Annotated in this window: 12 protein-coding genes; 8 read left to right on the plus strand and 4 right to left on the minus strand. The window is 57.2% G+C overall.

The features are described from left to right. Positions 1–68: 68 nt before the first annotated feature. Positions 69–1,337, minus strand: a complete 1,269-nt coding sequence (locus FMN63_RS25145) for a hypothetical protein (RefSeq protein WP_148586829.1) — start codon at positions 1,335–1,337, stop codon at positions 69–71. Between the two features lie 182 nt (positions 1,338–1,519). Here FMN63_RS25145 and glmU point away from each other — a divergent pair, with 182 nt between their 5' ends. The 3 genes from glmU (at position 1,520) to FMN63_RS25160 (ending at position 5,269) form a co-directional block, all read left to right on the plus strand. Beyond that, on the plus strand, positions 1,520–2,875 hold the full coding sequence (glmU, locus tag FMN63_RS25150) for a bifunctional UDP-N-acetylglucosamine diphosphorylase/glucosamine-1-phosphate N-acetyltransferase GlmU (RefSeq protein WP_148586830.1): 1,356 nt from the start codon (positions 1,520–1,522) through the stop codon (positions 2,873–2,875). 117 nt (positions 2,876–2,992) lie between these two features. Next, positions 2,993–4,819 carry a glutamine--fructose-6-phosphate transaminase (isomerizing) gene (gene glmS, locus FMN63_RS25155; RefSeq protein ID WP_148586831.1) on the plus strand — a complete coding sequence of 609 codons (1,827 nt, stop codon included), beginning with the start codon at positions 2,993–2,995 and terminating at the stop codon, positions 4,817–4,819. A 3-nt stretch (positions 4,820–4,822) separates the two neighbouring features. Next, a complete protein-coding gene (locus tag FMN63_RS25160) occupies positions 4,823–5,269 on the plus strand; it encodes a GNAT family acetyltransferase (protein ID WP_148586832.1) in 447 nt (148 codons plus the stop codon). A 3-nt stretch (positions 5,270–5,272) separates the two neighbouring features. Here FMN63_RS25160 and FMN63_RS25165 read toward each other — a convergent pair whose 3' ends face one another. After that, complete coding sequence (locus tag FMN63_RS25165; protein ID WP_498931156.1) at positions 5,273–5,671, minus strand: DUF454 family protein; 399 nt, start codon at positions 5,669–5,671, stop codon at positions 5,273–5,275. Positions 5,672–5,814: 143 nt separating this feature from the next. On the opposite strand from FMN63_RS25165, the gene FMN63_RS25170 reads away from it, so the two are divergent. After that, positions 5,815–6,552 (plus strand): DUF502 domain-containing protein, encoded by a 738-nt coding sequence (locus FMN63_RS25170; protein WP_205514278.1) that lies wholly within the window; start codon positions 5,815–5,817, stop codon positions 6,550–6,552. Between the two features lie 168 nt (positions 6,553–6,720). Here the strand turns inward: FMN63_RS25170 and recG are convergent, their stop codons facing one another. After that, on the minus strand, positions 6,721–8,823 hold the full coding sequence (gene recG, locus FMN63_RS25175) for an ATP-dependent DNA helicase RecG (protein WP_148586834.1): 2,103 nt from the start codon (positions 8,821–8,823) through the stop codon (positions 6,721–6,723). A 238-nt stretch (positions 8,824–9,061) separates the two neighbouring features. Here recG and FMN63_RS25180 point away from each other — a divergent pair, with 238 nt between their 5' ends. Both FMN63_RS25180 and mfd read left to right on the plus strand, forming a co-directional pair. After that, positions 9,062–9,370, plus strand: coding sequence for an FAD assembly factor SdhE (locus FMN63_RS25180; RefSeq protein ID WP_162530129.1), 309 nt, complete (start codon positions 9,062–9,064; stop codon positions 9,368–9,370). 17 nt (positions 9,371–9,387) lie between these two features. Then, positions 9,388–12,873, plus strand: coding sequence for a transcription-repair coupling factor (gene mfd, locus FMN63_RS25185; protein ID WP_148586835.1), 3,486 nt, complete (start codon positions 9,388–9,390; stop codon positions 12,871–12,873). A gap of 195 nt (positions 12,874–13,068) precedes the next feature. On the opposite strand, the gene FMN63_RS25190 is transcribed toward mfd, so the two are convergent. Further along, positions 13,069–13,725 (minus strand): protein-L-isoaspartate(D-aspartate) O-methyltransferase, encoded by a 657-nt coding sequence (locus FMN63_RS25190; RefSeq protein ID WP_148586836.1) that lies wholly within the window; start codon positions 13,723–13,725, stop codon positions 13,069–13,071. 126 nt (positions 13,726–13,851) lie between these two features. Here FMN63_RS25190 and FMN63_RS25195 point away from each other — a divergent pair, with 126 nt between their 5' ends. Together FMN63_RS25195 and pdhA are read left to right on the plus strand one after the other, a co-directional pair. Further along, entirely contained in the window at positions 13,852–14,193 is a 342-nt protein-coding gene (locus tag FMN63_RS25195) for an FtsB family cell division protein (protein ID WP_286192758.1), read from the plus strand. Between the two features lie 175 nt (positions 14,194–14,368). Continuing rightward, complete coding sequence (gene pdhA / locus FMN63_RS25200; protein WP_148586837.1) at positions 14,369–15,418, plus strand: pyruvate dehydrogenase (acetyl-transferring) E1 component subunit alpha; 1,050 nt, start codon at positions 14,369–14,371, stop codon at positions 15,416–15,418. Positions 15,419–15,422: the final 4 nt, after the last annotated feature.

Here is a 15,422-nt window from a genome sequence, read left to right on the forward strand (position 1 = left end):
ATTGAATAACAGCGCCGGGAAATTGGCGCTCTGGCGTGCCACACTGTTCGTTATTGATTTGGGTAGACTTAAAACGCCGTGTCGCGAAACTCGGCGGCGGTCACAAGCGGTTCCCCTGCGAACAGGGCCGGGTGACAGAGTTCCGTGACATCCAACAGCTGCAGGCATGCAACGGCGGCATCTGCCGCATTAGCGAAGGGGCCGACCATCAGGGCAATGCCGCCTTGTGGCGTGGTCTGTTCCATCAGAAGCGGGCGAAGGTCACGCATGCGTTCCACGTTCTGATTCTTGAAATCCGCCCATGCTTTCGCGGCCGCAGCCGTGGAGCTGTAGTGACCAATGATAGCCCCGAAATCGCTCCGCTTCAGTTTGCTGTCGCCGCCACCACGCAGTCGCCCGGCTGGACTTGAGGGTGTGACCACCACTGGTCTGCTGGTCGTTTGCGTGGGAGTTGCATCGAACGCATCCGTTGTTGCCTGAGAAGAAGGCGTGTTTTCTTCAACCGTCAAGGGGATGGATCCGGTTGCCTGTGGCGCTTCACCAGCAGCCGGCAGGTTGACCCTGGGCAGATCGACAATCCGAACTGGTTCGCTGGGATTGAATTTCTGAGAAGGTGCATTGGATGCTTTGGTTCCGGCCTGCATGCTGACCATTCTGGGTGGAGCCTTGGAAGCTTCCGTCACGCGTTGCGGAGACGCATCCTTTCTGGCCGTTTGAGCTAGGGCCGCAGAAGTTGCCGAAACCTGCTGGTTGACCTCAACTTTCATTTTCGGAGAGGGGTGCGGAACGGGAAGCGAAGTCTTGGGGTTTGAGTTTGCAGCTTCTGTACGGATCACACCGGGACCAGGCTCTGCCGGTTCACCATTGCTCCCAACCGTGGTGTGGGAGCTGGATGACTTTGAACGGGCGGCTTCCTTTTCCAGCGCAGCAATGCGCCGCGAGTAGGCGACGTTTTGTTCGGCTAATGCGCCCAGGCGTCGACGCAATCCGACGATTTCCTTTTGCAGGACTTCAATCTGGCTTTGGCTCAAAGCGGGCAACGGAGCATCTTTACCACCGTCCGGCAACTGCATGACCTCGATCGGGACACCTTTACCGGAAGAGGTCGAGATAGAGGCCGTCGTTGCAACGCCTCCCATCGGAGGAAGCGTAAGGCCAGAGGGAAAATCAAATTTCGGAGTGAACTGCTGTGGGGCGTTGCTGAACTGGTACGACGCAAGCCCGACTGTGCCCATGCAAACGGCCGCAAACGCCCACGAAAGCACGCCGACACGCGAAGGCGTGAACGTCTCGCGGACTATGTCCCGAACAGATTTTTGTGCCTTCCGCTTTGCCAAAAGTCCTGCTTTCCGCACCTGAAACCGAATCTCAAAGAAGATACCCCATCAGGTGCGTATTATGGTTAAGGAAACGCAAACTCGAACGCTCCGGAAGTCAGATCTTTCAATGTTCTGTGGATCGGGGCATATAGTGGCCGACACGTATGGGTGATGCCCTGATATTTGACAGTGGACCATTGATGACTGAACGTTCTTGCCTTTCGATTGTTCTAGCCGCCGGGCTCGGTACCCGGATGAAATCCAACCTGCCCAAGGTGATGCACGAGATTGGTGGCTTGCCGCTGGTCGGGCATGTGATCAAGACTTTGAAGCAAGCGGGATCCGATCGAATTTCAGTGGTGGTCGGGCCAGACATGCCAGAGCTTGAAAAGCTGGTGAATGTATTGGCGCCAGAGGCGACTTGCCCGGTTCAGCGCGAGCGGTTGGGGACGGCGCATGCGGTTCTTGCTGCGCGAACTGCACTGGAAACGATTTCAGACGATATTCTGATCCTTTTCGGCGACACGCCACTGGTAACGCCGGAGACGATCGGAGAAGTTCGCAACGCTTTGGCCGACGGGGCGGAGGTTGCTGTTCTCGGGTTTGAAGCCCGGAAGCCGTTCGGTTACGGGCGGCTTGTGACTGAAGATGGCCGTCTGATCGCCATTCGCGAAGAAAAAGACGCTTCGGACGATGAGCGGGAGATCACATTTTGCAATTCCGGCATCATGGGCTTTTCAGGCAAGCACGCACTCTCTTTGCTGGATTCAATTGGCAATGCCAATGCCAAGAGCGAGTTTTACCTGACCGATGCTGTTGAAATCGCCAACAGCAGGGGATTGAAAGTCGTTGCAATTTCCGCTTCCGAAGCAGAAACGCAAGGCATCAATACGCGCGCTCAACAGGCTGCTTGTGAAGCGGATTTCCAGGACCGGATGCGCCAAGCCGCGTTGGAAAACGGCTGCACACTGCTGGCGCCGCATACGGTTTACTTTTCGCACGACACGGTCCTGGAAACGGACTGTATAATTGAACAAAGCGTGGTCTTCGGGCCGAGGGTGAAGGTCGCCGCTGGTGCGCGGATCAGGGCTTTCAGTCATCTGGAAGGTGCGACCGTCGGTGAAAACAGTGTCGTTGGTCCCTATGCGCGATTGCGGCCAGGCGCAGTTCTTGGAGCTGATACCCGCGTCGGAAACTTCGTTGAAGTGAAAAACGCCACCTTCGGGGACGGGGCCAAGGCGAACCATCTCAGCTATATCGGCGATGCCAGCGTTGGCTCCAAGTCGAACATCGGAGCGGGCACGATCACCTGCAACTACGATGGGTATCTGAAACACCGTACGGACATTGGAGCCGGTAGTTTTGTAGGATCCAATTCTACGCTCGTTGCGCCGGTAACACTCGGCAGCGGCGCGTTTGTTGCTGCTGGAAGCGTCATTACGGCCAATGTCGAGCCGGATTCCATGGCTTTCGGGCGGGCGCGTCAGACCGTGAAGGAAGGCAAGGCCAAGGAATTGCGCGCACGGCTGCAGGCAGCCAAGAACAACAAATCCTGAGGTATAGACATTTCCCCACCCCTGTCATTTTCTGAAACAGGTATTGATTTCTGATTGATTGGCACCGTCGTTTAAAGCAGTGCGGTCCGCTGGATCTATTTTTAAAGGGCTTTTTGCATGTGTGGCATTGTTGGCGTGTTGGGAACGATTGATGCGGCGCCTCGGATTGTGGATTCGCTCAAGCGTCTGGAATACCGGGGTTACGATTCTGCTGGCGTTGCCACACTGGTGGATGGCGCCATCGTGCGTCGCAGGGCTGAAGGCAAGCTCCGCAACCTGGAAGCAGCTCTCGAAAAAGCGCCTCTGATGGGCTTGTCCGGTATCGGGCACACCCGGTGGGCAACACATGGTGCACCGACTGTTGCCAACGCCCATCCGCATCAGGCCGGTTCGGTTGCTGTCGTTCATAATGGCATCATCGAAAATTATCTGGACCTGCGTGAGGAAATCGTTGCCGCGGGCGCAGTGCTGGACACGGAAACGGATACAGAAGTCGTTGCCCATCTGGTCAATCTGGCGATGGCAAAAGGCCTTTCTCCAAAGGATGCTGTCGCAGAAGTGTTGCCACGCCTGAAAGGCGCCTTCGCGCTCGCCATGCTGTTTTCCGGCGAAGACGATCTTCTCATCGGAGCCCGCAAGGGATCTCCGCTTGCCGTCGGCCATGGTGACGGTGAAATGTTCGTCGGTTCGGATGCTATCGCCCTGTCGCCGTTTACCGACCGGATTACCTATCTCGACGAAGGGGACTGGGCGGTCATCACGAGAGCGGGTGTTCAGATCTTCGATCAGCAGAACCGTCCCGTCACCCGCCCCGAGGCAAAGTCTTCTGTGACTTCCAGCCTGATGGACAAGGGCAACTACAAGCACTTCATGGCGAAGGAGATACACGAGCAGCCTGAAGTTCTTGGCCATACGCTGTCGCGCTATTTCGATTACAAAACCAAACGCGCTCGGGTGGAAGGTGCCGAAGAGCTGAAGTTCAAGGACTTGTCGCGGCTGATCATCACAGCGTGCGGGACAGCTTATCTTGCTGGTCTGGTGTCCAAATACTGGTTCGAGAAATATGCCCGTCTGCCGGTGGAGATCGACATTGCCAGCGAGTTCCGCTACCGGGAAACGCCGGTGAGCGACAAAGATACGGCACTGGTGATTTCCCAGTCCGGGGAGACCGCCGACACACTGGCCTCGCTGCGCTATTGCAAAGACAATGGCGCGACGATCGGGGCGATTGTGAACGTTCCTGAAAGCACGATTGCGCGTGAGGCCGACAAGGTCTTTCCGACCGTCGCGGGACCGGAAATCGGCGTCGCCTCCACGAAAGCCTTTACCTGTCAGCTCGCAGTTCTGGCCGGACTAGCGTTGCAGGCCGGGCGGGAACGCGGCGTTCTGACACCCGAGCGGGAACAGGAACTGGTCGCAGAATTGACGGAAGTTCCAAGCCTCGCGCTGAAGGCTCTGGCCTGCGAAGTCGACATAGAGAAACTGGCGCATCCGCTCTCCAAGGCAAGCAATGCCCTCTATCTTGGCCGGGCAACCAATTTCCCGCTTGCGCTGGAAGGCGCGTTGAAGCTGAAGGAACTCTCATACATCCACGCAGAAGGCTATGCTGCAGGAGAACTCAAGCACGGGCCGATTGCGCTGATCGACGAAAATATGCCGGTTTTCGTCATTGCGCCCTTCGATGCGATTTACGAGAAGACCGTTTCCAACATGCAGGAAGTTGCGGCTCGCGGCGGACGGATCGTCCTGATCACCGATCAGCGTGGGGCATCGGAATGCGGTAACGCCGCTGAGAATACGGTTATCCTTCCGGACATGACCGACATTGTGGCGCCGATCATCTACGCTCTGCCGGTTCAGCTTATTGCCTACCATACAGCCGTGTTCATGGGCACAGATGTCGACCAGCCGAGAAACCTGGCAAAATCTGTGACGGTTGAATAGTCCGTGGACGGCATAAGCACACACGACCGGGTTCTGCCGTTCGAAGAGCGGTACAGGAGCGATGTGATCGCGCTTTGGGACAAATGCGGTCTGACGCGTCCCTGGAATGATCCTGACAAGGACATCGACCGGAAGCAGACCGACGAAAACGGCGCTTTTTTCGTGCTGCTGCGTGGAGACAGGCTGATTGGGTCTGTCATGGCCGGTTATGACGGTCATCGCGGGTCGATCAACTATCTTTCTGTCGACCCGGATTTCCAGACGGTTGGACTTGGCAAGATGCTGATGAGCCGCTGTGAGGCCTTCCTGATTGCCCGGGGGTGCCCGAAGATCAATCTGATGGTGCGTCAGGGCAATGAAAAGGTTCTGAGGTTCTACGAACAGCTCGGTTATGCCGAAGAAACAGCCGTTGCCTTGGGCAAGAGGCTTATTCCGGACATTAAACCTTAAAGCTCAGGACGGATCCTTGCACCCGTCAGGCGGAGTGCTACCCGGCCCGGAGGGACGCGACAGCACGTAGGCGGCACAGCCGATCATGAACAGTCCGACACCAATCGCAAGCCACAGGCCGGGATGGGCTGACAGATAAAACACGCAGTAGCCGAAGGTCATGCCGGAAACGGCGAAGATCTTCGCTTTTGGCGGGATCGCACCATGTTCGCGCCAGGCCACCACGGGTGGTCCGAAAATGGGATGGTTGAGAATGCGGGCTTCGAGCGCGGGAGATGACCTGGCGAAGCAGGCCGCAGCCAGAATGAAAAAGATGGTGCTTGGCAGGATGGGCAGGAATGCACCGACAATCCCGAGGCCGACGCATCCGGTTCCCAGAAGTTTGAACGTGGTCCGCCGCAACACTGCCTCCAAATCCGGCACAGTCTGAATATATCGCTGAAAAATAAATCGAGCGAAAGATACCACGCTGCGATAAAGATGCTTATCTAAGTGCGGATCACTTGAAAAGACGAGCATACACAGGGAAGTTTCGGGTTTAACCCATGAGCCGACACAAACATAAAACAGAAGAGGCCAACAAGATAGGCCATCGGTCGCGTTCGACAACCCGTCTTCGCAACTACTTCCTGACGGGGCTGGTCATTGCCGGCCCTATCGGCATCACTCTGTGGCTGACCTGGACCTTCATCAAATGGGTTGATGGTTGGGTCAAGCCATTTGTGCCCAAGTTATACAATCCTGACACCTACCTGCCGTTTCCGATACCGGGCTTCGGGCTCATCGTTGCAGTCTTCGTACTGACGGTCGTCGGTTTTCTCGCGGCAAACTTTCTCGGTCGTAGTTTCCTTTCGGTTGGCGAAAAAATCGTCGGTCGAATGCCGCTTGTTCGCAATATTTACAGTGGCTTGAAGCAGATTTTTGAGACGGTGCTTGATCAGCGCGGGAGCAGCTTTACAACGGCCGCACTCATCGAGTATCCGCGCCGCGGTCTCTGGGCAATCGTTTTCATTTCCACCGACACAAAGGGGGAAGTGGAACGCAGGCTGAAGGACAAGGCCGATACGCTTTCCGTGTTTCTGCCGACAACGCCAAACCCGACGTCGGGCTTTCTGCTGTTCGTGCCCAAAGAAGATGTCATTGAGCTGGATATGAGCGTCGAGGATGCGGCAAAGCTTGTCATCTCGGCTGGCCTGGTCAATCCAAAATACCCAGAGATCCTTGCAGATGATATCGTGGACCCCGCGCAACTGGAACGGGTGAGAACCTCCGAAGACGCGTGAGCGTTTCAACCTCCTTGAGTAACACCCGGATTTAAGCTGAAGCGGCGGGCGCTTTTGCGGTTTGACGCGGGATTGGTTTGGTTCGCTGCGCGAAGGATGTGGTGATCAATAGCCGTCGCGCGATCATGTCGAGCGCTCGTATCGGCTTTGCAGCTTTCTGAAGTGGGGTCAGCCTGCGCGGAGAAGCCTGATGGCTGCGTCCCGTCCGAACAGATACAACAGGCACCGCAAAGCTTCGCCGCGTTTTGTTTTCAGATCGGGATCAAGTTCAAGGATCAGCCGTGCGTCGTCACGGGCGACTTCCATCAGGTCGGCGTGTTCATCGGCCCGGGCAATACGAAAACCCGGAGTGCCCGATTGACGGGTGCCCAGAATTTCACCACCACCACGCAGCTTCAGGTCTTCTTCCGCGATCAGGAAACCGTCGTTGGTCTGGCGCATGATGTTCAGCCGGGCGCCCGCCGTTTCACCAAGCGGTCCCTTGTAAAGCAGAACGCAGGAGGACGGTTTGTCGCCACGGCCAACACGGCCCCGCAACTGGTGCAATTGCGCCAGACCGAACCGTTCGGCATGTTCGATCACGATGATCGTGGCGTCGGGCACATCGACGCCGACTTCAATCACGGTCGTTGCTACCAGCACTTTCGTTGCCCCGGACTTGAAGTCTGCCATTGCGGCGTCTTTTTCGTCGGCGTTCATGCGGCCGTGGACCAGTGAAACCCTTTGTCTGAGAGCATGTTCCAGAACCCGATGTCGTTCTTCGACAGCGGCTAGGTCGATCTTTTCGGACTCTTCCACCAGCGGGCACACCCAATAGACCTTCTGGCCGTCCCCGACTGCTGCGCCGACCCTGCCGATGATTTCGTCCAGTCGGTCCAATGACACCGAGACTGTTGTGATTGGCTTGCGGCCTGCCGGCTTGTCCGTCAGGCGCGAAACATCCATATCACCGAAGCCTGTCAGGACTAGCGTTCGCGGGATCGGTGTTGCGGTCATGACAAGAACATCGACGCCATTGCCCTTGGCAGACAGGGCGAGCCTCTGATGGACGCCGAAGCGATGCTGTTCGTCGACGACGACCATGGCCAGGTTTCGGAACGTGACAGTTCCCTGGAAAAGGGCATGCGTACCGACAACGAGATCAATCTCTCCAGCATCAAGCTGCTCTTGCCGGATGCGGCGCTCCTTCTGGCTGTCCTTTCCGGTCATCAGGGCAAGGCGAATGCCAGCTTTTTCGCAAAGCGGCAACATCGACGCATAGTGCTGGCGGGCGAGGATTTCCGTCGGCGCCATCAGCGCCCCTTGGGCACCGGTTTCGATCACCTGCGCCAGGGCGGCGAGAGCAACCACGGTCTTTCCGGCGCCGACATCGCCTTGCAGCAACCGCAACATGCGTACAGGCCTGGCGAGGTCTTCGTTTATTTCTTCTATCGCTTTCGCCTGGCTGCCAGTCAATTGAAACGGCAAAGACCCAATTACCGTTTTTTGCAAATCTCCCTTTGGTCTGCGGGCTATGCCGCCGAGCGTGCGCATGTGCGCGCGCACCATGGCAAGGGCAAGTTGACTGGCAAGCAATTCGTCATAGGCAAGGCGCTGCATGTAAGGGGATGCAGGCTCGATGTCGCTTCGTTCGTGTGGAGCGTGAAGTGTTTTCAGGGCTTCTGCAAAGTCCGGCCAGCCTGTTTGATGAAGATGTGCCTCATTCAGCCATTCCGGAAGGGGCGGTATGCGCTCAGTCGCGGCCTTGACGGCCTTTTGCAAGGTCTTGGAAGCCAGTCCGGCAGTCAGCGGGTAGACCGGCTCTATTGCCGGCATTTCTTCTGCTTCTTCGGGTTTCAGAGAATAGTCCGGATGCACCATCTGGGGGCGTTCGTTAAACCATTCGACCTTGCCGGAAACGATCCTGCGTTCGCCTTCGGGAAAGGTTTTTTCCAGCCAATCGCGACGTGGGTGAAAGAACACGAAGGTGATCTGCCCAGTCTCGTCGAAGGCGTTGATCCGGTAGGGCGCTTTTGAATGCCGGGGCGGGGCCATGTGCCTGCCGATAGTGACGTCCAGCGTGACGATTTCGCCGTTTTCCGAATAGGCGATGCCCGGGCGGTGGCGCCGATCGATCAGGTTATGGGGAATGTGAAAGAGCAGGTCCGCTACTGTCGCGTCGCGGTCCGGCTGGCTGCCGACGAGTCCTGAAACGAGCTTCTCGATCTTCGGCCCAATTCCGGGCAGGGTCGAGACCGGGGCAAACAGGGGATCGAGAACCGGCGGGCGCATGTTCGGCGTGTGAACCTTTGGAAGGTGGTCGGACGTCAGGCATCAGGGCCCCTGTTCTGCCACGAAGGCGGAGTGCTGCGCAACAAATAGAACATTCTGTGAACTGGGCGCTGACAAGCACGAACTCTGGCGTTATATAACCGGCACGAATTCACCCGTCCGGTTTGCTCCGGTGAAAGCAGATCTGCCTTCGCCGCATGCCGGTCAGCTTCACACAGGTCTGTTTCACATGTCCGAAATGTCCGGCACGCAAGTCGATCCCAATGGCGGCGAACGGGATTCCCGGCGCAAGAAAATACTGTTTCGGTGCTGGCATCGGGGCATGAAGGAAATGGATCTTCTGTTGGGCGGTTTCGCCGATGCCGAGATCGACAACCTGTCGGATGAAGAGCTTCGCGAACTCGAACACCTGCTGACCGCGTATGACCAGGATCTTTACGCCTGGATGACCGGGCGCACGCCTTTGCCACCGGAGTGGGACGGGCCGCTTTACCGACGCATCATCGTATACCACGAAGCCGCCGGTCCGGCTGGGTTCGTTAAATAACAACAAGGACACCAGCCGTGTTTGACAGCCTGCTGAAGGATCAGGCCAACGTGACGCTTGCCGGCGTACCGGATGGCGCTGAAAGCTACGCTCTTGCAAGGCTGCTTGCCGAATCCGGTTCGCAGGGTCTTGCCCTGGTGTTTGTCGCCCGCGATGCCACGCGTATGGCCATGGTCAGCGAAGCGCTCCAGTTTTTCGATCCGACAGTCGAAATCCTTCAACTACCCGCCTGGGACTGCCTGCCATACGACCGCGTTTCCCCCAATGCGGCCATCAGTGCACGCCGCCTGCTGGCACTTGGCCAACTTGCGCGCGGCATGAAGGAAGGCAAGAAGACCGTTTTGATGACGACGCTCAACGCGGCTCTACAGCGTGTTCCCGAGCGTTCGTTCATGGCTGATCAGACTTTCTCCATGGCACCGGGTAACCGGGTCGATATGACGGCGATTTCGACTTGGTTGGAAATGAACGGCTTTTCGCGAACCCCGACGGTGCGTGAGACCGGTGAATATGCAGTGCGTGGCGGCATTGTCGATCTGTTCGCGCCGGGCGAGGAAGAGCCGGTACGGCTCGATTTCTTTGGTGATACGCTGGAATCGATCCGCTCGTTCAATGCGGAGACGCAACGAACCTCCAAACAGCTGAAGCGGCTTGATCTGGTTCCCATGAGCGAGGTCGTCCTTTCAGAGGAAGCCATCTCGCGCTTTCGCCGTTCCTACCTTGCCAATTTCGGTGCGGCCAGCCGCGAGGACGTGCTCTATCAATCGATCAGTGACGGCCGCCGCTATGCAGGCATGGAACACTGGTTGCCGTTGTTCCATGACCGGCTGGAAACCCTGTTCGATTACATCGGCGATGCGCCGGTTGTTCTCGACACCAGCATGGGCGACGCGGTGCGTGAACGGGTCGACCAGATCAACGAATATTATCGCGCGCGCCAGGAAGCGCGTGAAATGGGGGCAAGCGCCGGAACGGTGCCCTACATGCCGGTGGAGCCGGCGACTCTTTATTTCACTGAAGAGGAGTGGCGCGCAGCTGTTGCAGATCGGGCAAGCGCTGCGCTTGATCCCTTTACCCCGCCACCAGGCACCGGCAAGAAAATTGTCGAGCTCGGCGGGCGTCAGGGGCGGAGTTTCGCTGCCGAGCGGGCTGCGGGCGATATCAATATTTTCGATGCGTTGACTGCCCATGTGCGCGAGCTGCAAAAGCAAGGCAAACGTACGGTGATTGCCTGCTGGTCGGAAGGCTCGCGGGACCGTCTCGGTCAGATCCTGGAAGATCATGGTCTTGGGGCCGTCAAGAACGCTGAGACACTGAAAGACATTGAGGGTCTTCCCGCAAAAACGACTGCTTTGTGCATTCTCGGCATCGAGCATGGCTTCGAGCTCAAAGACGTCGTCTTCATTGGCGAGCAGGACATTCTTGGTGACCGCCTGGTGCGCAAGTCGCGCCGCAAGGCAAAGGGCGCCAATGTCATCACCGAAGCGACGGGCCTTTCGGAAGGCGATCTCGTGGTTCATGTCGACCACGGTATCGGTCGTTTCATCGGCCTCAAGACCATTGAAGCTGTCGGCGCGCCGCATGACTGCCTGGAGCTGCAATACGCCGGTGGTGACAAACTCTATCTTCCGGTCGAAAACATCGAACTTCTGTCCCGCTACGGGTCGGAAGACCAGGAAGCTCAGCTCGACAAACTTGGCGGCGGTGCCTGGCAGGCCCGCAAGGCCAAGCTCAAGAAGCGTATTCTTGAAATTGCCGACGGGCTGATCAAGACTGCGGCGCAGCGTGCGCTCAAGACGGCACCGGTGGTGGAAACGCCGGACGGTGTCTACGACGAGTTCGCAACAAAGTTCCCCTATGAAGAAACAGACGATCAGCTGACGGCCATCGATGCCGTTTTCGAGGATCTTTCCTCCGGCCGGCCCATGGACCGGCTGGTATGCGGCGACGTGGGCTTCGGCAAGACCGAAGTCGCACTTCGCGCGGCCTTCATTGCCGCCATGTCCGGTCGGCAGGTGGCTGTGGTGGTGCCGACGACGCTTTTGGCCCGCCAACACTTCAAGACCTTTGCCGAACGCTTTCACGGCCTGCCGATCAACGTGGCCCATGCGTCCCGCCTGGTGCCGACCAAGCAGCTGAACCTTACGAAGAAGGGTATTGCCGACGGGTCCGTTGATATTGTCGTCGGTACCCATGCGTTGCTCGGCAAGTCCATCGAGTTCCGTGATCTCGGCCTTCTGATCATCGATGAGGAACAGCATTTCGGCGTGAAGCACAAAGAGCGGCTGAAGGAGTTGAAGTCGGACATTCACGTGCTGACGCTTTCGGCTACACCGATCCCGCGGACATTGCAGCTTGCGCTGACCGGCGTGCGTGAACTGTCGCTGATCGCTACGCCGCCGGTGGACCGGCTGGCGGTACGAACCTTCGTCTCGCCATTCGATCCGCTGGTGGTTCGTGAAGCGCTTCTGCGTGAGCACTATCGCGGCGGACAAAGCTTCTATGTCTGTCCGCGTCTGGCGGATATCGCCGAGCGCCTGGAGTTCCTGGAAAATCAGGTGCCTGAATTGAAAGTGGCGGTCGCTCATGGCCAGATGCCGCCGGGCGAGCTGGAAGACGTCATGAATGCCTTCTATGAGGGCAAGTATAACGTGCTTCTGTCCACGACCATCGTGGAGTCCGGCCTGGATATTCCCACCGCTAACACATTGATCGTGCACAGGGCCGACATGTTCGGACTTGCGCAGCTCTATCAGTTGCGGGGCCGCGTCGGCCGGTCCAAGACCCGTGCCTATGCGCTCTTTACCGTTCCTGCCAACAAGACGCTTACGACAACGGCTGAACGGCGACTCAAGGTGCTTCAGTCACTGGAAACTCTTGGGGCCGGCTTCCAGCTGGCAAGCCACGATCTCGACATTCGCGGGGCAGGGAACCTGCTTGGCGAAGAACAATCCGGTCACATCAAGGAAGTCGGCTTCGAGCTGTATCAACAGATGCTGGAAGAGGCGGTTGCCCAGCTCAAGGATGGCGGAGCGGATTTTGGCGACGAGCAATGGTCGCCGCAAATCAACATCGGCACGCCGGTGCTCATCCCGGAAGACTATGTCGCCGACCTGCAGCTACGCCTTCAGCTCTATCGCCGCCTGGGGGATGTTACCGAGGCTGAGGAAATCGATTCCTTTGGTGCGGAACTGATCGACCGTTTTGGACCGCTTCCGGAAGAAGTGCAGCATCTGCTCAAGATCGTCTTCATCAAGGGGCTATGTCGCAAAGCCAATGTCGAAAAGGTCGATGCCGGTCCGAAGGGAATCGTCATCACGTTCCGCAACAGCGAATTTTCTAATCCTGCAGGGCTGGTTTCCTATATTGCCGAACAGGGAGTGCTTGCAAAGATCAGGCCGGATCAAAAGGTGGTTCTGACGCGCGACTGGGAAAAAACAGACGCTCGTTTGAAAGGCACTGCAACGGTGCTGACCAAGCTGGCGCGGTTAGCGGCTGCCTGAAGCGGGGCGCAACATCCAAAGCATGTTGTACGTTGAAGGCGAGACCATCTGGGTAATTCGGGTGTTCGCCATATTCAGCCAGATGTTTGGGTTCCAGCTCAGAACTCGGATTTTCCCAACTTGCCTGCAATAACATTTGGAGATGATGTTCGGGCACAATCGGCGACCTCAAGGCGGATGCAAGTCAAACGGGCTTCAATCCCAGACCGTCCAGCCTTCCGCGCCGACAAGCGGTACGTAGGAAACTGTGCCGTGAGTGTCTGTTTCGAACGCCGCTTCTGAAATCCGGCGCACCCTCAACAAATCTTGCAGCCGCCGTGACTGGCCAACCGGAATCACCAGGCTCCCTCCAACTTTGAGTTGTGTTTTCAGAGAATCAGGAACCATCGGCGCACCCGCGGCTACAGCGATTGCATCAAAGGGCGCTTTGGCTGGACATCCAAGAGTGCCGTCGGTGCAAAGGACCTCAACATTGCTGCAGCCTGCCTTCTCTAGATTTTCCCGTGCCAACCGGGCAATGTCCGGAAAACGTTCAAGTGTGACAACCTGATCCGCCAGCTGTGCAAGCACGGCCGCCGCGTAGCCCGACCCGGCTCCAACCTCAAGAATCTTGCCGTTTTCCGCGCTTTCGAGGAGTTCGCAGGTGAGAGCGACCACGTAGGGCTGGGAGATTGTCTGACCATGACCGATGGACAGCGGCCGATCCCAATAAGCGCGGCTTTTCTGGTCCTGGGGAACAAAAAGATGACGAGGGACACTGTACATGGCAGCCAATACCCTTTCGTCACGAATGCCGCGTGCCCGCAACTGCAGTTCGACCATTTCTGCGCGGGCAGACGCGAATTGATCCATAAAAGACTGCTCCTGCCCGGTACAAATTTACCGTGCATTTGATGGTCGGTATCAAGACTCTATTAAACCTAAGTCCGCATAGTGGGCAGACCAAGAGGCCATTGTATCAGCGTTAAGGTCCAAAGAGTGCCCCGAGCAGCTACCCGTCAGCGAAAACAATCCTTTCTCCGCCGATTGATCACGCCCGCAATCGCTATTGCGGCGCTTGGTTATTTTGGCTTTCATGCCATGAGCGGCGAACTCGGCATGGTTGGCCGAGCCATGATCGAGCGTCAGGTGTCGGAACTTGAAACGGAATTGGCCGACCTGACCGCACAACGTCAGGAACTGGTTGCCAAGGTCAGTCTTCTTCGGCCGGAGAGCCTCGATCCGGATATGCTGGATGAGCGTGCGAGGCTCAATCTGAATTTGGTCCATCCTTACGAGTTGGTAGTGCTGCGGCCCGGGCACCGTTACGGTGTTAACTGACTTTTGGTTGATTTTGGATAATTAACAATAAATCGGTTAATCAGGGTATTCTCTATAAAAATCATCATCCTATCTCAATTGGTGCAGTGCGAGATATGTGGATTGGATTGACAGACCCAACCGGATAAGTTGCTCCTACCTATCTTAGGGGAAACGTCACGCCGAGATGAGGGTTATGGCCACAGCAAGAAAAACTACTTCCGCCAGCTCCAAGAGCACTAGCCGGACACGCAGCTCCGCCAAGAAGGCGCAGCCTGCGATCGCCAAGTTCGATAAGGACGAAGAACTTCACGCTTACCGCGAAATGCTTCTCATCCGCCGTTTTGAGGAAAAAGCCGGACAATTGTACGGTATGGGCCTCATCGGTGGATTTTGTCATTTGTATATCGGACAGGAAGCTGTCGTCGTCGGTATGCAGATGGCCAAGAAAGACGGCGATCAGATGATCACCGGTTACCGGGACCACGGCCACATGCTGGCGATGGACCTTGATCCGAAAGGCGTGATGGCGGAATTGACCGGTCGTCGCGGCGGCTTGTCGAAAGGCAAGGGCGGCTCCATGCACATGTTCTCCAAGGAGAAACATTTCTATGGCGGCCATGGCATCGTTGGTGCCCAGGTGTCCCTCGGCACCGGTCTCGGATTTGCCAACAAGTACCGTGAGAACGGCAACGTGGCGATGGCCTTCTTCGGAGACGGTGCGTCCAACCAGGGACAGGTCTACGAGAGCTTCAACATGGCCGAGCTCTGGAAGCTTCCGGTCGTTTATGTCGTTGAGAACAACAAATATGGCATGGGCACCAGCGTCGCCCGGGCATCTGCTACCACGGATCTCTCCCAGCGTGGAGACTCCTTCGGCATTCCAGGCAAGCAGGTCGACGGTATGGATGTGCGCGCCGTAAAGGCAGCCTCTGAAGAGGCGCTGGAATGGTGTCGTGAGGGCAAGGGGCCGTTCATTCTCGAAATGATCACCTACCGCTATCGCGGCCACTCCATGTCGGATCCGGCGAAATACCGCTCCAAGGACGAAGTCCAGAAGATGCGGACCGAACACGACCCGATCGAGCAGGTGCGTGCGCGCCTCATGGAAAATGGATGGGCTTCCGAAGACGATCTCAAGGGGATCGACAAGGAAGTTCGTGCCCGGGTCGCGGAAGCCGCCGAATTTGCCCAGACAGATCCGGAACCGGATGCGTCTGAACTCTATACCGACATTCTGCTCTAAGGCC

The organism is Stappia sp. BW2 (genome assembly GCF_008107695.1).
Classification (GTDB): Bacteria; Pseudomonadota; Alphaproteobacteria; order Rhizobiales; family Stappiaceae; genus Roseibium.